A 20,256-nucleotide genomic window follows, 5' to 3' on the forward strand; every position below is an offset into this window, starting at 1 on the left:
GGAGTCGATGTCTGCTGCTGAGGAGCTCGACAGCTCTTACCTTCCCCTGCATCTCGACTGGCCCAAGTGCCGCAACGCGCGCGATCTCGGCGGGATGCCGACGGTCGACGGCCGCCGGATCCGCTCCGGTGCGCTGATCCGCACCGACGGGCACAACAAGCTCACGTCCGAAGGCGTCGAGGCCGTCCGCGCCTACGGTGTGTCCCGGATCATCGACCTGCGCCGCCAACGCGAGCTGGACAGATCGCCGAGCCCGTTCCACGGCGATCCGGTCTACTTCCACCTGTCAGTGCAGAACCCCGCCGATCCGGATCACGAGTGGCTGACGCTGGCCGAGATCTACATCGCGATGCTCGACCTGCGCCCGAAGCTGTTCACCTCGGCGGTGGCGTCGATCGCCTCGGCTCCCGAGGGCGGTGTCGTCGTGCACTGCGCCGGCGGCAAGGACCGGACGGGTCTGATCGTGGGCATGGCGCTGGCGGTCGCTGGTGTCGACCTCGACACGATCGCGGCCGACTACGCCCTCACCGAGGAACGGCTGGCCGAGGAGTCGGCGGCCTACCTCGAGCGGCTGGACGACCCGAAGATCCGGGAGATCACCCGCCGGCTGCAGCCCACGCCGGCGGCCAACATGGTGCAGGTCTTCGAGCACCTGACCAGCAAGTACGGCAGTGTCGTCGACTACCTCACGGCCGGCGGCATGACGGCCGCCCAGCGCGACGCGCTCCGCGACCGCCTCACCGCATGACGGTCGCGGCCAGGTTGCCCAGGTCATAGGCCACCGCACAGCCCGCGAGTGCGAGCGGAACCGCGACCCAGCCGACGATCCGGGATCGCCCGGCCAGCCAGTAGCCGGCGACCAGCAGTGCGGCGGTGACGGTGATCACCACCGTCCAGGTGACCAGCCCGGCGAGCTCCCCGCCCGAGGTGGCCTCACACCGTGCCACGAGGTCCGGGTCGAAGTCGGCCGGGTCACTGTCCTGCCACCCGAGGATCGGCGGGCAGTCCGGGTCCTCGTACATCAGCGAGGCGAAGAACAGCGACACGAAGCCGGCCGGCAACCCGATCATGATCGCGACCGTGATCAGGATCCGGGCGACGACGCGTGCGCCCGCCGTGACGTCCTTCCGCCTCCGCACCTCGATCACCACGGCACGACCCGCGACGACGATCGCGACGATCAGGATCAGGGCGACGATTCCCGGCGGCATCCGCGGGAGTCTAGGGGAGCGGAGCCGTTGTGGCATTGGAGGCAGGCGACCGGCTCGCGATACGTTCGGGCGATGACTGACGGCGCACTCTGGCTGGACTGGGAAGGCTGCCGCAACGTACGCGACGCCGGCGGTGTTCTCGGCGGCCGGGTCCGTCTCGGCGCGCTGGTGCGATCCGACAGCCACTGCTTCCTGACCGACGCCGCCGTCGCCGCGGTCCGCGCGTACGGCGTGAGCCGGATCGTCGACCTGCGCCGCGCGGACGAGTGTGAGGCCTGGCCCAGCCGGTTCGCGGGCGACCCGATCTATCGCAACCTCCCGTTGCAGGACCCCTCCGATCCCTCCGACTCCTTCGAAGCGCCGTCGATGACCGCCAGGTACACCGCGATGCTGGACCAGCGCCCCGAGCTGTTCGCGGCCGCGGTCGCCGCCATCGCCGACGCCCCACCTGGAGCCGTTGTCGTGCAGTGCGCGGCCGGCAAGGACCGGACCGGGCTGGTGGTCGCACTGGCGCTGGCACTGGCGGGCGTACCGGCGGAGCCGATCGCGGCCGACTACGCGCTGAGCGACGAGGCCATCCGGCAACGCAACGACGAGATGCTGGCCGGCGTCGTCAGCGAGGAGGAACGCGCGCGCTGGCGCTCGATCCGGCACGCCCGCCCGGAGACGATGCTGGAGACGCTGGCACACCTCGACGAGGTGTACGGCGGCGCCCGTGGGTATCTCGTCGAGGCAGGCCTCGACGAACTGCGCTGTGATGCGGTTCCGCGCCGGTTGCTCGGCGACTAACGAGCCTTCCGGCCCCACTCGGCAGGGCGGTTGGCCGTTCGTTTCGGTGTGTGTCGCCGGGGAAGCTGTCTGGCACACCCACTTCGTGGAGGCGCTGATGACCAACGACGGCGAGCCAGCCGCGCTGTCCGACAAGGAGCTCGAGCTGCTCGACGCCTACTGGCGCGCGGCGAACTACCTCTCGGTCGGTCAGATCTACCTGCTCGACAACCCTCTGCTGAAGGAGCGGTTGCGTCCCGAACACGTCAAGCCCCGGCTTCTCGGGCACTGGGGCACGTCGCCCGGACTCAACCTCGTCTACGCCCACCTGAACCGCCTGATCAACGCTCATGACGACTTGGAGGCGCTCTACGTCACGGGCCCGGGCCACGGTGGGCCCGCACTGGTCGCCAACGCCTACCTCGAAGGCACGTACTCCGAGATCTACCCCGACATCAGCCAGACCGAGGACGGCATGCGCAAGCTGTTCCGCCAGTTGGGAATCGGCATCTGGGACTGGGCCGGTGGCGACCCCGCGCGCGAGCCAGACGTCGTACTGGCGTGCGCCGGTGACGTACCCACGATGGAGACGCTGGCCGCGACCGACCTGCTGCGGCAGCACCTGCCCGACCTGAACGTCCGTGTCGTCAACGTGGTCGACCTGATGCGGCTGCAGCCCGACACCGAGCATCCACACGGGCTGTCGGACCGGGCGTTCGACGCGTTGTTCACCCGCGACAAGCCGGTCATCTTCGCGTTCCACGGTTATCCGTTGCTGATTCACCGGCTGACCTACCGGCGGACGAACCACGGCAACCTGCACGTCCGGGGCTACAAGGAGGAAGGCACCACCACGACTCCGTTCGATATGGTCATGTTGAACGATCTCGACCGGTTCCATCTCGTGATGGACGTGATCGACCGGGTTCCGGGGCTGGGAGTGCGGGCGGCGCCGCTGCGGCAGCAGATGGCCGACGTACGGCTCGCGGCTCGGCGCTACACCCGGGAGCACGGAGAGGACGTGCCCGAGATCGCCAAGTGGACCTGGCCGGCTGAGAAGAAGTAGGTGCGGATGCGTGTCCTGACCGTCAACGCCGGGTCGAGCACGCTCAAGCTCAGCCTTCTCGAAGGCGACGAGGTGGTGGCCAAACGGCTGGTCGAGCGGTCGTCCGGCGACGGCTCGTCGGCGGGGTCGGCGTCGGTGGAGAAGGAGCTGTCGTCGGCGCTGGAGGAGCTCGACCCGCCCGACGCCGTTGGCCACCGGGTGGTGCACGGCGGCGACAAGTACAGCTCGGCGGTGCGCATCGACACTTCCGTACGCCACCAGCTCGCGGAGTTCACCGGGCTGGCGCCGCTGCACCAGCCGCCCGCGCTGGAGGGGATCGACCTGGTGGGCCGGCTGCTGCCGGACACGCCGGCGGTGGCGTGCTTCGACACCGCGTTCCACTCGACGCTGCCGCCGGAGGCCACGACCTACGCCCTGCCGGCCGACTGGCGATCGGCGTACGGCTTGCGGCGTTACGGGTTTCACGGGCTCTCGCACGCCTACTCCACCCGGCGGGCCGCGGAGCTGCTCGGCGCGATGCCTGCCCGGCTGGTGATCTGCCACCTCGGCGCGGGCGCTTCGCTGTCCGCCGTACTCAACGGCGCCTGCGTCGACACGACGATGGGCTTCACGCCGCTGGAGGGCCTGGTGATGGCGACCCGCAGTGGCGACGTCGACCCGGGGATCCTCACCTGGCTGCTGCGCAACACCTCGCTGGATGCCGATGCGCTCGAGAACGGGCTGCAGCACCGTTCCGGCCTGGCCGGGCTCGCGGGCACGGGCGACATGCGCGAGGTGATCGCCCACGCCGCCGACGGCGACGTGGATGCTCGGCTGGCCCTGGACGTCTATCTGCACCGGCTGCGCGGGCGGATCGGCGCGATGGTGGCGAGCCTCGGCGGCCTGGACGCGCTGGTCTTCACCGGTGGCATCGGCGAGAACGCCGCCGGCCTGCGGGCCGACGTCGTGGCAGGCTTGCGCTTCCTCGGCCTGGAGCTGGACCCCGTCCACAACAGCCGGACCGAGCCCGACGCCGAAGTGGGCCGCGACGGAGCCGCCGCGCGCTGCCTGGTGATCGCGGCCCGCGAGGACCTGCAGATCGCCGCCGAGACGAGGGAGCTCCTCGGCTAGCTCGGCCGGCCGGGGTTGGGCCGCAGCCCGTCGAGGATGAGCTGGGCGAGATGTGCCGAGCGCTTGCGGCTGTTGTCGGCGTTGGCGTGCCGGATCGCCGCGAAGGCGCCGGCGACCAGGGCCAGGACCTCCTCGACCGTGACGTCACCGCGGACGGCTCCGGCCGCCTGCGCGCGGTCGAGCAGGCCGGCGACCTGACCTCTGAGGTCGGCCGCGATGCCTGGGGCCGCGGTTCGCAGGTCGAACTCCGCGGCCGCCAGTGCGCTCTTCACCGCCACGTTCTCGGCGCCCATGGCGATCATCCGGGAGAGCTGAGTGAACAGCGCCGCCGGATCGTCGGTGGCTGCGAGCGCCTTCGCCTCGGCCACCAGCCGCTCGAGCTCGTCGGTCACGACGGCGAGATAGAGCGCTTCCTTGGTGGGGAAGTGCCGGTGGACGGTGCCGGGCCCGACTCCCGCACGGCGCGCGATCTCGTCGAGTGAGACAGCGAGGCCGTCGTTGGCGAACAGCCGCTGCGCGGTCCGCAGAATCCGGGCGCGGTTCCGGCGCGCGTCGGCGCGCAGCTCGCGGCTCGCCACGGCGTGCTCGGATGGTGGCCTGGACATGTCGGCCCAGTCTAACCGGGGCGCCGCACCGGATAGACTTGGGCATAACCGGGGCGCCGACCCGGTTATCCGAACCCGACGACCACGAGGAGATCGCACCGATGACCACCACGAGCGATGCCGCGAACGCCGACCTGGTGCGGCGGATGCAGGAGTGCTTCAACAGCCGGCAGTTCGACGGGGCAGCCGGCCTCTTCACGTCGGACTACTTCAGCCATCCACTCGGCAGCACCGGATTCGAGGCGGGCAGGGACGTCTGGGAGAAAGTCGTCGCCCGGTTTCCCGCCATGCGCGTCATCGCGGAGGACGTCCTGGTCGACGGCGACAAGGTCGTCGTCCGTTCCTCCGTCGAGGGAATGACTCCGGAGGGCGACCCGCTCCCCACGATGATCGAGATCTTCCGTGTCCAGGACGGGCGGCTCGCGGAGATGTGGGGAGTCAGCGAAGGCCCGCAGAAGAGCGTTCTCGACCAGGGCCGGACGATCAGTCCTCAGACGTCTGAATAACGCCGCCGCTCAACGACGATGTCGACTTCTCAAGGCCACCAATGTACGGATCACTCGGGCGGAGTGGGTCATCCGGGAATACCCGGCATAATCGCCACAGGTGGGGGATCAGTCGTCTTGTCAAATAGATCAACAAAGCTTTTGCAGGGATAGTTGACACGATTGCACCAAGCCTCTAATGATTGGTGACGGTCGTTCCTTGGGGGGATGGCCTCAAGCCACGCAGACGACACCAGCGGAGGGGAATCCACGAGCCTCGCGTCTTCTTTGCTTGTGCGAGGTGTGTTCACGTGCCTTGGCCCCGCATATCTTTCTCCGCTTGGCGAGCTGTGTCTCGTTAGAGAGCAGGAGGGGGTATGGCGACGCAGACCTCGTATCCCGGGGTGTACATCGAAGAGCTTCCCAGTGCGGTCAGAACGATTACCGCGGTCACGACGTCGGTCACGGCTTTTGTCGGTTCGACCAGGCGAGGGCCGCTGGACAAACCAGTCACGATCACCGGTTTCGCCGATTTTGAACGCCAGTTCGGCGGGCTCGACGCGAAGAGCCCGGTGAGCTACGCCGTCTCGCACTTCTTCACCGGTGGCGGCACGCTGGCCGTCATCGTCCGCGTCGCCAACGCTGCACAGGCCGCGTCGGTGAGCATCCCGGACCAGTCGCCGCAGCTCGTCGTCACCGCCCAGGACGCCAGCGAGTGGGCCAACGGCCTGCGAATCGCGATCGATCCGGGCGACAACGACCAGTCGTTCGGACTGCGCGTCATCGACCCTGGCGGCGTCGAGGTCGAGAGCTTCCGCAACCTCTGGATGGAGCCCACCCATCCACGTTTCGTCGAGTCCGTCGTCAACCCGTCGTCGGGGTTCGTCCAGGTCGACGCGAACGGTACGACCCTGCCGCCGCCGTCGGGCACGGTGTCGAGCGACCTGTCCGGTGGCATCCCCGACCTGGCAGGCAAGACGCTGCGGGCAAGCGTCGATGATCCTAGTGTCGATCCGATCGAGATCACGCCGGTCGCGGACGGTGCCACCGAGCCGGACACGGTTGCCCGGCTCGCGCTCCTGCTCGAGCGCGCCATCCGTTCGGCTTCGACGAGCCGCGCGTTCGCCCGGGCCCGGGTCAACGTCTTCGGCGGCAGGCTGCAGGTCGTGTCCGGCACGCCCGACACGACGATGACGTTGACCGACGTCGTGGCCAACGACCTGGGCCTCACCAGCGCGCAGGCGAACGCGTACGCCCTTGGCGGCGGCAGCGACGGGCAGCCGCCCGAGCTCGGCGACTTCCTCGGCAGCGAGGCCGACAAGACCGGCATCCAGGCCCTGCGCGACGTCGCCGACGTCAACCTGCTGGCACTGCCCGACATCGCCGACAGCGACCGGTTCTCCGACGACCAGCGGTTGCTGATCCTCGCCGCGGCCGAGGAGCTCTGCGTCGACAAGCGGATGTTCCTGATCGTCGACAGCCCGTCGGCCTGGGACACGCTGGAAGAAGCCCGCGCCGGCATCGCGGTGTACGACAGCATCCGCAGCAACTACGCGGCGATCTACTTCCCCCACATCCAGCTCACCGACCCGCTCACCGGCCAGCTGCGCAGCTTCCCGCCAAGTGGCGCGGTCGCGGGCATCATGGCCCGCACCGACGGCAGTCGTGGCGTCTGGAAGGCCCCGGCCGGCACCGAGGCGCGCCTGTCCGGCGTGCGCGCCTTGACCGTCACGTTGACCGACCCCGAGAACGGCCTGCTCAACCCGATCGGCGTGAACTGCCTGCGCAGTTTCCCGATCATCGGTCCGGTGGTGTGGGGTGCCCGCACGCTCGAAGGCGCTGACGCACTGGCCTCGCAGTGGAAGTACGTACCCGTCCGCCGGCTGGCGCTGATGATCGAGGAGAGCCTGTACCGCGGCACGCAGTGGGTGGTGTTCGAGCCGAACGACGAGCCGCTGTGGGGACAGATCCGGCTCAACGTCGGCGCGTTCATGGACACGTTGTTCCGCCAGGGCGCGTTCCAGGGCACGACGGCCCGGGAGGCGTTCTTCGTCAAGGTGGACAAGGAAACCACGACCCAGGACGACATCAACCGCGGCATCGTCAACATCCTCGTCGGCTTCGCCCCGCTGAAGCCTGCCGAGTTCGTCATCATCAAGATCGAGCAACTCGCCGGCCAGCTCGAGGTCTGAGGGCGAACCGGAAGGAGGGGTACGACATGGCCGAGTTCACCGTCAACGCGCAGCGGTTCGACCCGTACAAGAACTTCAAGTTCCTGGTGATGTGGGACGGCCGGGTGGTCGCCGGCATCAGCAAGATCAGCCCGATGAAGCGGACCAGCGAAGTCGTCAAGCACCGCAACGGTGGTGACCTCAGCACACCGCGAAAGTCGCCGGGCCGGATCGAGTACGAAGCGCTGACGCTGGAGCGCGGCGTCACCCACGACCCGGAGTTCGACCGCTGGGCCAACAAGGTGTGGATGGTCGGAGCCGGTCGCGGTGGTGAGGTGTCCGCGCGCGACTTCCGCAAGGACATCGTGGTCCAGGTGCTCAACGAGGCAGGCCAGGTCGCCCTTGCGTACAAGGTGTTCCGGGCCTGGCCCAGCGAGTACCAGATCCTCGGCGAGATGGACGCGAACGCCAACGCCGTGGCCATCCAGCACCTCAAGCTGGAGTGCGAGGGCTGGGAACGCGACAGCGAGGTGCCGGAGCCCGAAGAGCCGTCGTTCCAGATCCCGTAGGGCAGCTTCCAGGAAAGGAGCCGCATGGCCGGTCCTGCTCAGCTGCTGGCCACCTGGGAGGCGGGGCTCGCGACGGGCGACACCAACCGGGGCCTGCTGCTGCACGCGCTCGCTCGCCCGTCGGCGGTCGTCGAGGAGCTGCTCGACGCCACGGTCGGCACTCGCACGGCTGACCTGTTCGCCTTGCGGGGAAGGCTTTTCGGTGACCGGATGACGGTGTGCCTGACCTGCCCGGGCTGCGGGCAGGTGCTGGAGTTCGACCTCGACGTGGGCGCGGTCACGTCGAGCGTGCTGCCGGTGTCGAGCGAGCCGCAGACCATCGTTCGTGGCGCGTGGACGGTCGAGGCGCGGCCACCGACGCCGAACGATCTGCTCGCCGTCCGCGAGCTCGGGGATCTCGGCGCCGCCCACGAGGCGTTGCTGGAGCGCTGCGTGCTCGCCGCTTCCCGGAGCGGAAAGGCCAAGCGGGCTTCGGAGATCCCCGCGTCGGTACGCCAGGCCGTCTCGGCGGCGCTGCTGCGGGCCGACCCTGGAGCCGACGTCCAGCTGGACGCCACCTGCCCGGAGTGCGGCGGGCAGGCGCCGGCCGAGCTGGACATCGTGCCGTACCTCTGGGCGGAGCTCGACGCCTGGGCGCGATCGACCTTGCTCGACGTCCATCTGCTCGCGTCGTCGTACGGCTGGACCGAGCCGGACGTGCTCGCGCTGAGCCCACCTCGTCGGCGCTACTACTTGGAGTTGGCGGGCCATGCCTGAGCAGTACGACCTCTTCGACCGGCTGCTGGCCCGGGACGCCGGCCGGCGGCTGGACCGGACACCGGCGCGGCCGCGGCTGCCCGAGGTGTTCCAGCCAGGTGCGTTCACCGAGCAGCCCGTCGAGGTGACGGCTGCTCCTCCGTCCGCGCGGCCGGAACGGGCCGAGCGGACGGGGCAGGAGGAGCCCGCGACCTCCGGCGAACCGCCCGCCCTGGTCCGGCTTCTGCGTCAGGAGGCCACGCATCGGATCGAGCAACGCGAGCGGGTCGTGGAGCCCGCGCCGGTGGCCTTTCCGCAGATCGTCGAGCGCCTGACCGAACGGGTGGTGGAGCGACCTGGCCCCAGGGCACCTGGTCCCGCGGGCTCGCCGGCTCTGGTCGAGGTCGTGCGGGAACTCGACGGCGGAGGAGAGCCGCCGCGACCGGTTGCGGCGCCGGCGGAGCGCCGGTGGTCCTCCGCCGGCGCGCCCACGGAAGCCGGCCGCCGGATCGGCGGCGAGCCGTCGCCCGTACGGCACAGTGCCGTCGCGCGGCAGGAGCCGGTCGTGCAGATCAGCATCGGACGGCTGGAGGTCACCGCTGCCGGTTCGGCGGGCGAGGCCGCCAAGCCCGCGGCCGCCGAACGCCCGGCCCGCCCGGCGGCGACGGTGAGCCTGGACGCCTTCCTGGCCAGGGAGAGCGGAGGTGGCCGCGGATGAGCAACTACCTCGCGATCGCGCAGGCCAGCGAGGCGCTGAAGCTCTTCGTCCAGCGCTCGGTGATCGAGGACACCGGCTTCCAGGTGGACGTGCTGGTGCGCAAGCCGCCGGCCGAGCCGTTCGAGCAGCCGACGATCACCATCTTCCTGTACCAGATCTCGCCGAACAGCTCGCTGCGTAACCAGGACGCGCCGACCCGCGATGCCGGTGGCGCGTTGCTCAGGACTCCGCAGGCGGCTGTCGACCTGCACTACATCCTGAGCTTCTACGGCAACGAGGCCGAGCTGCAACCGCTGGTCCTGCTGGGCTCGGCGGTACGCGCGCTGTACTCCGAACCGATGCTCTCGCGTGCCGACATCGAGCAGGCGGCCTCGGCGGTCTACCTGGTCGGCGGCGACCTGGCCGCGTCGGCGCAACCGATCCGGTTCACGCCGACGAAGCTGGACATCGACGATCTCTCCAAGCTGTGGTCGACGCTGACCCTGACGACGCCGTACGCCACCTCGGTCGTCTACGAGGCCACGCTGGTCCTGCTCGACGGCCGGGGTGCTCCGAAGGCCGGGCGTCCGGTGCTGGCGCGGAACATCCGGGTCGTCCCGCGGATCCGCCCGATCGTCAACCGCGTGCTCACCAGGGATCCCGCCTCGACCGAGCAGCCGAGTGAAGGGCCTGTTCCACGAGGCAACGAGGTCCACCTGATCGGCACCGACCTGACCGCCGACGACGTACAGGTCGCGATCCACGAGCACCTGGTGACTCCGTCCGACGTACGTGACGACCGGGTGCTGTTCACGCCGGACGACACGTTGTCGCCGGGCGTCTATCCGGTGCGGGTCATCCACCAGATCGGGTTCAACGGCACCAGCCGCCGGCTCGACTCGAACGTGTCCGCGCTGATCCGCCAGCCCACGGTGGAGTCGGCGAGCCTGCAGGGCGGCGTGGTGACCGTACGGCTCGACCTGCCGGTACGCAGGGACCAGCGCGTCGTGCTGCTGCTGGACTCGCTCGACGCGCCGCCCGAGCGACCGGTGAGCTACCAGTTCAAGGCGGCGTTCCCGCTGCCCGACGCGGCCGACGACCGGCAGGCGGCGGTCCGGGTCCTCGGCGTGGGGGCCGGCACGTACCTCGTGCGGGCCACGGTCGACGGCGTCGAGAGCAGATCCGACTTCGCGAACCCGACGGTCACGTTCTAGGCACGTTCCAGGCACGTTCCAGAGAAGGGATTTGGTATGCGGGGGGCCGGCACACCGGGCGACGTTCACCGGCGGGCAGTGCTCGCCGCGGTGGACGCCGTGCTGGCCCGCGTCGACGCGCACGCGGCGGACGCGCCGAAGCCGGTGGCCGTGAGCGTGGCGGACGAGTTCGCCGGCTCCGCGCTGGGGACGCTCTGCGCGTGCTTCGGGCTGACGGAGTTCGAGACCGACGTTCTCGTCCTGGCCGCCGCGATGGAGCTGGACCCGACGGCCGCAGGCCGCTGTGCCTCAGCCGGCGGCGAGCGGCCGTACCCGACGTTCTCCCTCGCCCTTGCGGCGTTGACCGATCCGCACTGGAGCGCGCTGACCCGGGCCGCGCCGCTACGCCGGTACCGGCTGCTCGAGCTCGACGACAGCGGCGTGCTCACCACGTCGAGGCTGCGGATCGACGAGCGCGTCCTGCACTTCCTGCTCGGTGTCTCGCAGCCGGACGTACGGCTGGAGGGCATCGCCGAGCCGGTGGGACCGCTAGCCGCCGATGGTGGCGCGCTGCCGGCTTCCCACCAGAGGGTGGCCGGCCTGCTGGCGGAGGCCTGGGACCGGGACCTGGTGGGCGCCGACCCGCAGACCCGGCGGGAGATCGCGGCCGCGGCGGCGTCGGAGTGTGGTCTCGCGCTCTACGTCTGTGCGGCCGCGCACCTGCCGGCCGATCCGGGTGAGCGGGCCGCCTTGGCGCGGATCTGGGAACGCGAGGCGGTGATGCTGCCGGCGGCCCTGCTGGTCGAGGTGGCCGATGCCACGCAGGCGGCGCCGGCCGACGCGTTCGCGGCCGGGCTGAACGTGCCGGTCGTCTTGTCCAGCACGGATCTGCTGCCCGCGTCGACGCGGATCCGGGAACGCGTCATGGTGCCCGGACTGGAACCCGCCGAGCAGCAGGAGCTGTGGGCAGACGCACTCGGGGCTTCGAACGGACATGCCGGAGGCCTCGACGCCGGTGCGCTGCAGGCGCTGGTCGCACAGTTCTCCCTTCCCGCGCACGTGATCCGGGCCGCAGGTGCCACGGCCCGGCGCAACGACGACGGCGGCGACTTGGTGGACGCGGCGTGGCGGGCCGGGCTGGCGCACGCCCGGGTCGCGCTGGACGAGCTCGGGCAACGCGTGGAGCCGCAGGCCGGCTGGAACTCCCTGGTGGTCCCTGGGCCGCAGAGCACGATCCTGCACGAGATCGTGGCGCACGTACGGCAGCGTGGAACCGTCTACCAGCAATGGGGATTCGACCGCGTGCTGCGGCGGGGGCTCGGCGTGACGGCGTTGTTCGCGGGCGGGAGCGGCACCGGCAAGACGCTGGCCGCCGAGGTGGTTGCCCACGAGCTGGGGCTCGACCTGTTCGTCATCGACCTGTCGCAGGTCGTCAGCAAGTACATCGGCGAGACCGAGAAGAACCTCCGCCGGGTCTTCGACGCGGCCGAACGCGGCGGCGCGGTGTTGTTGTTCGACGAGGCCGACGCGCTGTTCGGCAAGCGCAGCGAGGTCAAGGACAGCCACGACCGCTACGCCAACCTCGAGGTCAGTTACCTGCTGATGCGGATGGAGGCCTATCGCGGGCTGGCCGTGCTCACGACGAACCTGAAGAAGTCGCTCGATCCCGCGTTCCTGCGGCGGATCCGGTTCGTCGTCGACTTCCCGTTCCCCGCGCCACCCGAGCGGGCGGAGATCTGGCGCCGGGTGATCCCGCGGCAGGTTCCCGCCGACGGGCTCGACATGGACCGGCTCGCGCAGCTGACGGTGGCGGGCGGCAGCATCCGCAACATCGCCTTGTCCGCGGCGTTCCTGGCGGCCGACGAGGGTTGCGCGCTGCAGATGCGGCATCTGCTGGCGGCCAGTCGTACGGAGTACGTGAAGCTGGAGCGCGCGCTCACGCCCGGGGAGGTCGCCGGATGGGTGTGAGGCTGACCATCGACGAGCTCGTGCTGAACGGGTTCGACCGGCGTGCCGGTGAGCGGGTCGCGCTGTCGTTCCAGCGCGAGCTGACCCGGCTGCTGCGCGAGCAGCCGCCGGCGGTGCCGGAAGCCGATCGGGAGATCGACGTGGCGCGAGGTGTTTCGGCGCACGCGCGAACGCCCCGGCGGATCGGCATCGAGCTGGCCCGCGCCGTGCACACGTCGCTGACCGATTCGGGTGAGCGGCCATGAGCAAGATCTCCGCTGCTCAGCAGGCCGAAGCCAGGCGCAAGCCGGCCGGGGTCGCCGCGACCGAGCCGCAGCGCCGGCGCAAGCGCGGCGTTCCACCCATGCCGGCCGAGATCCTCAACCAGGCAGGACGTCCGCTGGACGCCGGGTTGCGGCGTGAGATGGAGGCCCGGCTCGGCTCTACTTGCTCCGCCATACCCGGAACCCCCGCCTTTGACTTCTCGCGCGTCCGCATCCACGCCGACCGAGACGCCGACGCGCTGACGTCGTTGCTGGGTGCGGATGCGGTCGCGGTGGGAACGGAGATCTTCTTCGCGGCCGGACAGTTCCGCCCCGAGACGGATCTGGGCCGGTCGTTGCTGGCCCACGAGCTGCTGCACACCGTGCAGGTGCCGAACGCACCCGGGCCGCTGCGACTCGGTCGTGAGCCCGGCGCGGTGAGCCTGCCGCAGGACTTCGTCGAACGCCAGGCAGAACAGGCCGTCCGGGGCGAGTCGGGGGTGGTCGAGCAGATCGGAGCGCGACCGTCGTGGCTTCGGTTCGCGACCCTCACGGCGGACCAGCGCCGCGTCGAGCAGCTCGACCCCGCCACCGTCGTCGACCGGGTGGCCGCCGGCGTCCTCCGTAACCTGCGCGGCGACCCGTCCGACGCGTCGGGCCGCGTCCGCCTGCAGCTCGTCCGGCTCGCGCCCGAGTTGAAGGAGTCGGTGCTCGACAAGCTGTCGATCCGGCTTCCGACCGCCGAGTACGTACGCGTGGTGGAGCTGGTCGACAAGGTCGACACCCCGGCCGGGCCTGCCCCGGCGACCGTCGACGTACCGGCGCCGCTGGACCCGATCGGCGGCCCGGAGGTGGAGCAGGCCGAGCAACAGGACCACGCCGAAGCCGAGCAGAGCGACCGGCGACAAGCCGACCGCGAGACCGAGGACGTACCCGACGAGGAGCAGCAGTCCACCGAGGACACGGACATCGACCAGGAGCGGAACGACCAGTCCGAGCAGTCCGAGGAGGACGAGAACGAACGCGCGGAAGCCAAGCAGGACGACGACAAGAGCCGCGACGACACCGAGAAACAGAAGCAGAAGGACAGTACGGAGGAAGACGAGCAGAAGGAGGAGGACGAGCGGGCCAGGCAGGAGGACGAGGCCAAGGCCAAGGAGGACCAGGGCAAGAAGAAGGACCAGGACAGGGACGAGGACCAGCAGGCCGAGCAGCAGCAGGGCGCGGCTGCCGGTGCGGCCGAGTCCGCGGCGGTGCTTGGTGGCGTGCAGGCGGCACCCGCCGGGCTGGCACCGATGGTGGGTGCGCAGGCGACGCCGGCCGCGCGGGACTCGACCGGTGGCCAGGAGTCCGTTCGCGAGGACCGGGCCGACCAGGTGGCCGAGGACCCACAGGGGCCGCTGGTAAGCCATGGACTGGACGAGCGGCGTGGGCGCGCGGACGAGGAGACGGCCGAGCAGGAAGAGCCCGTCGAGACCGAGCCGTCGGCCGACGCCGAGGTCGCGGAACCCGAGCCCGAGCTGGAGTCTCCGGAGGCGGCGAGCGAGCGGGCGGAGGAGGAGTCCGGCGAGGACAAGCCGCCGCCCGACCCCATACCGAAGAACGACCTCGACGTCTCGCAGGTGCCGACCGCCGACGAGGAGCTGCGGCTGCCGGTGAGTGGCGAGCCGCCGGCGCCCAAGCCGGCTCCGAGCTTCCCCGCGCCACCGCCGGTCGAGGCCGAGCCGGCGGAGCAGGAGGACGCCGAGCGTGAGGAGCGCGCGGAGGAGGACCGGTCGTCCGGCCAGGACGATCTCGGCGACGACCGCCGGCTGGAAACCGAGGCGGAGGAGACCGCACAGGCGCCGGACCGCGCGCGGCAGGATCCACCGGAGGAGATGGAGACCGACTCCGCGGTGGGCGTACGGGAGCCGCGGGCGGAGCCGGGGGAGCAGGCTGAGCCGGCCGGTCCGACAGAGGAAGCGCCTGCTCTGGCCGGCGGCGCTTCGCCTGGGCCAGAGCCGGAGCCGCCTGGGCCGATGGGTACGCAGGCGCTCGCTGGACCTGGTGCCGGACCTGGGGCTGGGCCGGAGGCCGGGTTCGAGGCCGGACCGGGGGAGCGGTTGCCGGGTGGCCCTGGGCTGGAACAGCAGCCGGCCGGTCCGGGTGTGGAGCAGGGGCCGGCGATGCCGGGAGCGCTGCCCGCGGACGCCTCGCTCGAGACCGGAGGTGGCGGCTGCGCGGGCGCCGCGCCACCCACGACGGAGGCCGGCGAGCAGGGCGGCGAGGTCGCCCCCGGCGGAGCCGGCGGTGGTGGCGAGGCAGCGGCAGAGGAGCCGGAAGCGCAGGCGGAGCCGCCGGACGTGTCGGCGCAGGAACCGAAGGCGGCGCTGGCCGTCGTGGGCAAGCTACCGGCCGCTCACATGCCCATGGCGCTCGGCGGCGTGGACCAGTCGGTCGGGCGTACGGCCGGCGAGGAGCACCAGGAGCTGGCCGCCAGTCCGCCTTCCGTACAACGGCCTTCGGGTGCGCCACAGACGCTCGACCATCCGCCGAAGTCGGCGCCGCCGGCCGCGCAGAGCCTCCGGCAGTTGGTCCGCGTAACACCGGAAGCCCTTGCCGAGCAACGCCGCGCGCATCCGCCGCCGACGCCGGCCGGGCCGAACCCGGCATCCGGCGTCCAGGCGCCAAACATCGCGGGCAACGGGCAGGGGCAGATCAGCCAGGCCGAGGTGACCAACTTGCAGGCCGCGGTCGACGGTGTGCCGACGACCGACGCGCGGCTGCACCAGACGGTCGGGCCGGCGCCGAAGGTGAAGCTCGAGGGCGAGACCGATCCGGCGCTGGGCGACGAGCAGAACCGGCAGCTGCGGGAGCAGACCGGAGAGCTGCAGTCGATCGGCCGGGAGGACTCCGCCCTGCCGTTGGGCGAGGACCAGATCTACCCGAACGTGCCCGGCGAGACCTTGCGAGCCTCCGTACCGGGGCACCAGGCGACGCGGCGCGGGCGTTCGGCTCCGGCCGGTGGAGGGGCCGCCGCCGGGCCGGAGGCGACGGACGCGAAGTCGCTGTCGCTGGTGGCGGAGCAGGAGAAGGGCCAGGAGCTGCGGGCCGGCTTCGGGCAGGGCGACCAGCAGATGGGCACGGCCGGCGACGAGAAGTCGGCGAAGTCGACGGAGGAGCGGCAGACCAACCAGGAGGAGATCGACCGCGCGATCGCGGCCAACGGCGACCAGCAGGCGCTCGAACGTACGCGGGCGAAGGAACAGGCGACCGGGCAGCGCGCCGCGTGGCGGGCCGAACAGGACAAGGTCGTCGGGGAGCAACAGGCCAAGGCCGACACCGAGCACACCACGAAACGGCAGGGCATCTACGACAAGAAGTCCGAGACCGACGCCAGCATCGAGACGAAGAAGAACGACGAGAACGCCAGGATCGAGCGGGAACGCAAGGCCGCCGAGGAGAAGGCGCGCAAGGAACGCCAGGAGAAGAAGGAGGAGTCGTCGAGCTGGTTCGACCGGGCGGTCGGCTGGGTCAAGGACCGGTTCGACGACCTGGTCAACGCGATCAAGGGCGTGTTCGACGCCGCGGTCAAGCTGATCAACGACATCAAGGACGCGTTCAAGGACTTCGTCAACGACCTCATCGACAAGGTGGCCGGCGCGATCATCGGGCTGATCAACCTGCTCGCCGACGCGCTGATCCTGATCAGCGGTGTGCTGCTGGCGGCGTTCCCCGGCATCCGCGACAAGTTCCGCACGTTCATCGAGAACACGCGCGACGCAGCCGTGCAGAAGGTCCAGGAGGCCGCCGACAGCCTGAAGAAGGCGGTCAACGCGCTGATCGACAAGATGGCCAACGCGCTGATCGGGATCCTCCGGCTGTACGAGAAGGCGTTGCTGGCCGCCGTCAACTTCGTCCGGTCGGCGGTGATGGGGGCGCTGGAGTTCGTACGGAACGCGATCAAGCTGCTCGGCGAGTTCGCGGCGCTGGTGAAGGACATCGCACCGGATCCCATTGGCTGGTTGAAGAAACTCGGCGTCGCCGCGCGGGACGGCATCCGGAACCACCTGTGGAACGCCGTCAAGACCGGCGTACGGCAGTGGTTCAACGAGAAAGTCGAGTCGGTCGTCGGTATCGGCAAGCTGCTGTGGAACGTACTGGTCAAGGGCTGCATGTCGGTCGCGCAGATCGGGCAAATGGCGTGGCAGGCCATCATCAAGGCGCTGCCGATGATGATCATCACGCTGGTCATCGAGAAGCTCGTCTCGCTGATCATCCCGGCGGCCGGCGCGATCCTGACCATCATCCAGGGCCTGGTGGCCGCGTGGGGAACGGTGAGCCGGATCATCGCGGCGTTCTCGAAGTTCTTCACGTTCCTCAAGTCGGTGAAGGGCGGCGGGCCTGCGGCCGCCGGCAACTTCGCCGCGGCGGTGGCGGCCGGCGTCGTGGCGTTGCTGGAGTTCATCGCGAACTTCCTGCTGGCGCGATTGGGCTCGGCCTTGAAGGGCGTCGGCGGGCGGCTGAAGGCGCTGGCGCAGAAGATCATGAAGGGCTTGGGCCGAGGGGCGAAGTCCGTGCGCCGCGCGGCGGGCCGCGCGGTGAATGCGGCGCGCTCGGGCATGCGCCGAGGCGCGGCGGCCGTCCGTTCCGGCGTCCGCCGCGGTGCGTCCGCGGTTCGCCGGGGTGCGGCATCCGCCGGCCGGGCTGTTCGTTCGGGTGCCCGCCGCGCGGGATCGCTCGCACGTACCGGCCTCCGCCGCGCGGGCACCGCGGTCCGCAGCGCCGGCGCCGCGGTCAGGCGCGTGGTCGGCCCGGCCGTCCGCGCCGTAGGCCGCACCCTGAAGCGCGTCGGGCGCCGCATCGCCCGCTCGAGGGTCGGCCGCGCACTGGCTCGCAGCGCCCGTCGGCTCGGCAACGCGCTGAAGCGCCAACGGGACCGCTTCCGCAACTGGCGCCAGCGCACGAAGGACCGCCGCCGCCAACGCCGCGAGGACCGGAAGAAGAAACCGCAGGAGACGAAGGAACAGAGGCTCGCCCGGATCGTCGCCCGGATCAAACCTCGACTCGCTCGCATGCTGGATCGGGGTGTCGGCAGGCTCGTGTTCGGCGGCGTCCTGACCGGGATGCGGTTGTTCTACCGGCTGTCTGCCCTGGTCGCCTCGAGCGCACACCGGTTCAACGTCGAGGCCCGGCTCAACCCGGTATCCGCCGTCATCGACGGGATCGAGTTCGAGCCTAAAGACCTGGTCACCTACATGCACCGGCTGGCCGAGGCGATCATCGCGGCCGGGCAGCGAACCGCCTCGCCCAACGTCGAGCGCGCCAAGTTCAACAGCAGGAACAAGCGCCGGCTCACACCGGCAGAGGAGTCCAGCCTTCCGGCGAAGAAGCAGCGCGAGCTCATCGAGGTGCGCCCAGGTGCGCGCGGTCAGGACGTGCACGCCGCGATTACGCGGGACCCGCAGACGAACCCTGGAACCGCCAGCATCATCCGCTATCTCGACCAGGGCAAGGGCTACAGCAAGGACGTCGGTCGCAAGCAGGGTGGCCGCTGGATCACCGACAAGTCCGGAAAACGTGTACTGCTGGGCAACAAACCCGAGAACCAGCTGGTGCTGATGGAGGATCCGAAGACCGGCAGGCGTCGCGCCCTCACCTATCCGGAGCTCACAGCCAAACTGGCAGGCAACGACGCCGCCGGCCAGCGCAGGATCGCGATCGGCGCGCTCGCGCGGTTGCAGGGTCGCACACCGGTCGGCGCGGAGGCAGGCGTCGCCGACGAGCTGTCGACCTGGATCGTGCAGACGGAAGCGAGGCGCAACCCGGCTGCGTTCGTCACCTCGGCCCTCGCGCTCGATACGGTCGCCCGGGCGGGGGATGACAAGGGTGCGCCCCAACTCTCGCAGCTGGTGAAGGATCTGCCGATGGGCCCGGCCGGCGCTCAGCAGAACGCGCGCGATCTCGACCGGATCCTGCGCGCTCCCAACCGGACGTTGGACTCGGCCCCCAAGGGAGCCAGGGAGCTCGCTCAGGCCGAGATCAACGCGCTCAAGATCTGGGTGGAGACGCTTCATATCCTTACCGACGACGACAAGTCGGCTGAGGACGTCCAGACCAGGCTCAAGATACGGATCCGGGACCGGATGTTCGTCATCTACGCCCTGACCCCAGCCGAGCGCACCTTCGTGATCGGAAAGGTAGGCCCACGTTGACAATCTTTGGTCCCAGGGCGACCCCGCGATATGTCCTGCGCGCCGGCGAGCCGGAGGAACAGGCCAGTGGGTTCGCCGACGAGCAGGGCTGGGATCTGATCAGCCGAGAGCAGGCCGATCCGGACCGGGGCCGGGAGTTCGAGCTGATGTGGGCGACCGACCGGCCTGTCACCTTTCACTACCAGGAAGACAACGTGGCGCACGAGGGCTACGCCTATCTCGCCGGGGACGACCGCGAACTGGTGGCGGGCTACGAGTCCCAGTTGGTGGCGGCGCTCGACCACTGGTCGTTCGACGACCTGCTTCGCGAGGTGAGCGAGCAGCCGGACGGGCCCGATCGTGGAGCCGCGGTTCTGCGGGCGGGCATCGGCGCTCCGATGGACTTCGACCAGCGTTTCTTCGACGTCATCCACGCGGCGATGACCGATGAGAACCCACAGATGCGGGGGATCGGCGTGCTGGCCTGCTCGTACTCTCCGCAGCCCCAGTTCCGGCCGTCGCTCGAGGCGATCGCGGAGAGCGAACCCGACCCCGAGATCCGGGACCTCGCGAAGTCGACGCTGCGGGCATACGACGAGTTCGAGATTGGTGGCGCATGACCAGGTTCGCTGATCTGCCGAAGCCGATCCGGTCCGGCATCGTGATCGTGGATCCGATCCGGGGGACGCCGCAGCGGATCATTGTGATGCAGTTCAATCCCGAGACGCTCGAACGCAGTCTCGCGCCCCAAGCGGCCGGCGGCGAGCAGCAGGGTGACCGCACCGAGGCCCTCAGGCTGAAGGGCCCAGCCATCGAGAGCTGGAAGTTCGTCGCCGAGATCGACTCCACCGATCAGCTCGAAACGCCTGCCCCGCTTGGCATCCATCCCGAGCTCGCCGCCCTCGAGATGTTGCTCAACCCGCCCAGCACCACCGTCAGGACCAGCAACGCGCTGTCGGCGTCGGGCACGCTCGAGATCAGCCCTGTCGAGATGCCGCTCACGCTCTGGGTCTGGGGCAGCAAGCGCGTCCTTCCCGTACGCATCACCGAGCTCGGCATCACCGAGGAGGCGTTCAACCTCGACCTCCACCCGATCCGGGCGACCGTCTCGATCGGACTGCGGGTTCTGACGGTCAGCGACCTGCCCGCCGGCCACCGCGGCGCGGAGCTCTATCTCGCGCACCTCACCCAGAAGGAACGACTGGGCGGCACGACAGCCGCCGGCAGGCTCGAGCAGCTCGGCATCCAGGGCATCTAGGAAGA

Annotated in this window: 17 protein-coding genes; 15 read left to right on the forward strand and 2 right to left on the reverse strand. The window is 70.2% G+C overall.

Annotated features, from left to right (window positions below):
* Window positions 1-7 precede the first annotated feature (7 nt).
* Complete coding sequence (locus ACYVF6_RS21115) at window positions 8-748, forward strand: tyrosine-protein phosphatase (protein WP_460523905.1); 741 nt, start codon at window positions 8-10, stop codon at window positions 746-748.
* Here ACYVF6_RS21115 and ACYVF6_RS21120 read toward each other — a convergent pair.
* Complete coding sequence (locus ACYVF6_RS21120) at window positions 738-1,211, reverse strand: hypothetical protein (protein ID WP_460523907.1); 474 nt, start codon at window positions 1,209-1,211, stop codon at window positions 738-740. The genes ACYVF6_RS21115 and ACYVF6_RS21120 overlap by 11 nt on opposite strands.
* Window positions 1,212-1,283: 72 nt before the next feature.
* Here ACYVF6_RS21120 and ACYVF6_RS21125 point away from each other — a divergent pair, with 72 nt between their 5' ends.
* The 3 genes from ACYVF6_RS21125 (at window position 1,284) to ACYVF6_RS21135 (ending at window position 4,155) form a co-directional block, all read left to right on the forward strand.
* The gene (locus ACYVF6_RS21125) at window positions 1,284-2,000 is read left to right on the forward strand and encodes a tyrosine-protein phosphatase (protein WP_460523909.1); all 717 of its coding nucleotides are present in this window, start codon (window positions 1,284-1,286) and stop codon (window positions 1,998-2,000) included.
* A gap of 97 nt (window positions 2,001-2,097) precedes the next feature.
* Window positions 2,098-3,045 (forward strand): phosphoketolase family protein, encoded by a 948-nt coding sequence (locus ACYVF6_RS21130; RefSeq protein WP_460523910.1) that lies wholly within the window; start codon window positions 2,098-2,100, stop codon window positions 3,043-3,045.
* A gap of 6 nt (window positions 3,046-3,051) precedes the next feature.
* Window positions 3,052-4,155, forward strand: a complete 1,104-nt coding sequence (locus ACYVF6_RS21135; RefSeq protein WP_460523912.1) for an acetate/propionate family kinase — start codon at window positions 3,052-3,054, stop codon at window positions 4,153-4,155.
* Here ACYVF6_RS21135 and ACYVF6_RS21140 read toward each other — a convergent pair.
* Window positions 4,152-4,760 carry a TetR/AcrR family transcriptional regulator gene (locus ACYVF6_RS21140; RefSeq protein ID WP_460523914.1) on the reverse strand — a complete coding sequence of 203 codons (609 nt, stop codon included), beginning with the start codon at window positions 4,758-4,760 and terminating at the stop codon, window positions 4,152-4,154. The genes ACYVF6_RS21135 and ACYVF6_RS21140 overlap by 4 nt on opposite strands.
* Window positions 4,761-4,861: 101 nt before the next feature.
* On the opposite strand from ACYVF6_RS21140, the gene ACYVF6_RS21145 reads away from it, so the two are divergent.
* The 11 genes from ACYVF6_RS21145 to ACYVF6_RS21195 all read left to right on the forward strand — a co-directional run bounded on the left by ACYVF6_RS21145 (window position 4,862) and on the right by ACYVF6_RS21195 (window position 20,251).
* A complete protein-coding gene (locus ACYVF6_RS21145) occupies window positions 4,862-5,266 on the forward strand; it encodes an ester cyclase (protein ID WP_460523916.1) in 405 nt (134 codons plus the stop codon).
* A gap of 356 nt (window positions 5,267-5,622) precedes the next feature.
* The gene (locus tag ACYVF6_RS21150; protein ID WP_460523918.1) at window positions 5,623-7,437 is read left to right on the forward strand and encodes a phage tail sheath C-terminal domain-containing protein; all 1,815 of its coding nucleotides are present in this window, start codon (window positions 5,623-5,625) and stop codon (window positions 7,435-7,437) included.
* A gap of 26 nt (window positions 7,438-7,463) precedes the next feature.
* Window positions 7,464-7,985, forward strand: a complete 522-nt coding sequence (locus ACYVF6_RS21155) for a phage tail protein (protein ID WP_460523920.1) — start codon at window positions 7,464-7,466, stop codon at window positions 7,983-7,985.
* 24 nt (window positions 7,986-8,009) lie between these two features.
* Window positions 8,010-8,741 carry a hypothetical protein gene (locus tag ACYVF6_RS21160; protein WP_460523922.1) on the forward strand — a complete coding sequence of 244 codons (732 nt, stop codon included), beginning with the start codon at window positions 8,010-8,012 and terminating at the stop codon, window positions 8,739-8,741.
* A complete protein-coding gene (locus ACYVF6_RS21165) occupies window positions 8,734-9,438 on the forward strand; it encodes a hypothetical protein (protein ID WP_460523924.1) in 705 nt (234 codons plus the stop codon). The genes ACYVF6_RS21160 and ACYVF6_RS21165 overlap by 8 nt, the downstream gene beginning before the upstream one ends.
* Window positions 9,435-10,631 (forward strand): Pvc16 family protein, encoded by a 1,197-nt coding sequence (locus ACYVF6_RS21170; protein WP_460523926.1) that lies wholly within the window; start codon window positions 9,435-9,437, stop codon window positions 10,629-10,631. Before ACYVF6_RS21165 ends, ACYVF6_RS21170 begins: the two co-directional genes overlap by 4 nt.
* 36 nt (window positions 10,632-10,667) lie before the next feature.
* Window positions 10,668-12,578 (forward strand): AAA family ATPase, encoded by a 1,911-nt coding sequence (locus tag ACYVF6_RS21175; RefSeq protein ID WP_460523928.1) that lies wholly within the window; start codon window positions 10,668-10,670, stop codon window positions 12,576-12,578.
* The gene (locus ACYVF6_RS21180) at window positions 12,569-12,823 is read left to right on the forward strand and encodes a hypothetical protein (protein ID WP_460523930.1); all 255 of its coding nucleotides are present in this window, start codon (window positions 12,569-12,571) and stop codon (window positions 12,821-12,823) included. Before ACYVF6_RS21175 ends, ACYVF6_RS21180 begins: the two co-directional genes overlap by 10 nt.
* Window positions 12,820-19,014, forward strand: coding sequence for an eCIS core domain-containing protein (locus ACYVF6_RS21185; protein WP_460523932.1), 6,195 nt, complete (start codon window positions 12,820-12,822; stop codon window positions 19,012-19,014). Before ACYVF6_RS21180 ends, ACYVF6_RS21185 begins: the two co-directional genes overlap by 4 nt.
* Window positions 19,011-19,613, forward strand: a complete 603-nt coding sequence (locus tag ACYVF6_RS21190) for a hypothetical protein (RefSeq protein ID WP_460523934.1) — start codon at window positions 19,011-19,013, stop codon at window positions 19,611-19,613. Before ACYVF6_RS21185 ends, ACYVF6_RS21190 begins: the two co-directional genes overlap by 4 nt.
* Window positions 19,610-20,251: a hypothetical protein gene (locus ACYVF6_RS21195; protein ID WP_460523936.1), complete on the forward strand. Its 642-nt coding sequence runs from the start codon at window positions 19,610-19,612 to the stop codon at window positions 20,249-20,251. The genes ACYVF6_RS21190 and ACYVF6_RS21195 overlap by 4 nt, the downstream gene beginning before the upstream one ends.
* The last annotated feature ends 5 nt before the right edge of the window (window positions 20,252-20,256 follow it).

The organism is Flindersiella endophytica (assembly GCF_054779015.1).

Coding starts and splice junctions, on each gene's coding strand:
- ACYVF6_RS21115 (WP_460523905.1), top strand. CDS start 8: ATGTCTGCTGCTGAGGAGCTCGACAGCTCTTACCTTCCCCTGCATCTC.
- ACYVF6_RS21120 (WP_460523907.1), bottom strand. CDS start 1,211: ATGCCGCCGGGAATCGTCGCCCTGATCCTGATCGTCGCGATCGTCGTC.
- ACYVF6_RS21125 (WP_460523909.1), top strand. CDS start 1,284: ATGACTGACGGCGCACTCTGGCTGGACTGGGAAGGCTGCCGCAACGTA.
- ACYVF6_RS21130 (WP_460523910.1), top strand. CDS start 2,098: ATGACCAACGACGGCGAGCCAGCCGCGCTGTCCGACAAGGAGCTCGAG.
- ACYVF6_RS21135 (WP_460523912.1), top strand. CDS start 3,052: ATGCGTGTCCTGACCGTCAACGCCGGGTCGAGCACGCTCAAGCTCAGC.
- ACYVF6_RS21140 (WP_460523914.1), bottom strand. CDS start 4,760: ATGTCCAGGCCACCATCCGAGCACGCCGTGGCGAGCCGCGAGCTGCGC.
- ACYVF6_RS21145 (WP_460523916.1), top strand. CDS start 4,862: ATGACCACCACGAGCGATGCCGCGAACGCCGACCTGGTGCGGCGGATG.
- ACYVF6_RS21150 (WP_460523918.1), top strand. CDS start 5,623: ATGGCGACGCAGACCTCGTATCCCGGGGTGTACATCGAAGAGCTTCCC.
- ACYVF6_RS21155 (WP_460523920.1), top strand. CDS start 7,464: ATGGCCGAGTTCACCGTCAACGCGCAGCGGTTCGACCCGTACAAGAAC.
- ACYVF6_RS21160 (WP_460523922.1), top strand. CDS start 8,010: ATGGCCGGTCCTGCTCAGCTGCTGGCCACCTGGGAGGCGGGGCTCGCG.
- ACYVF6_RS21165 (WP_460523924.1), top strand. CDS start 8,734: ATGCCTGAGCAGTACGACCTCTTCGACCGGCTGCTGGCCCGGGACGCC.
- ACYVF6_RS21170 (WP_460523926.1), top strand. CDS start 9,435: ATGAGCAACTACCTCGCGATCGCGCAGGCCAGCGAGGCGCTGAAGCTC.
- ACYVF6_RS21175 (WP_460523928.1), top strand. CDS start 10,668: ATGCGGGGGGCCGGCACACCGGGCGACGTTCACCGGCGGGCAGTGCTC.
- ACYVF6_RS21180 (WP_460523930.1), top strand. CDS start 12,569: ATGGGTGTGAGGCTGACCATCGACGAGCTCGTGCTGAACGGGTTCGAC.
- ACYVF6_RS21185 (WP_460523932.1), top strand. CDS start 12,820: ATGAGCAAGATCTCCGCTGCTCAGCAGGCCGAAGCCAGGCGCAAGCCG.
- ACYVF6_RS21195 (WP_460523936.1), top strand. CDS start 19,610: ATGACCAGGTTCGCTGATCTGCCGAAGCCGATCCGGTCCGGCATCGTG.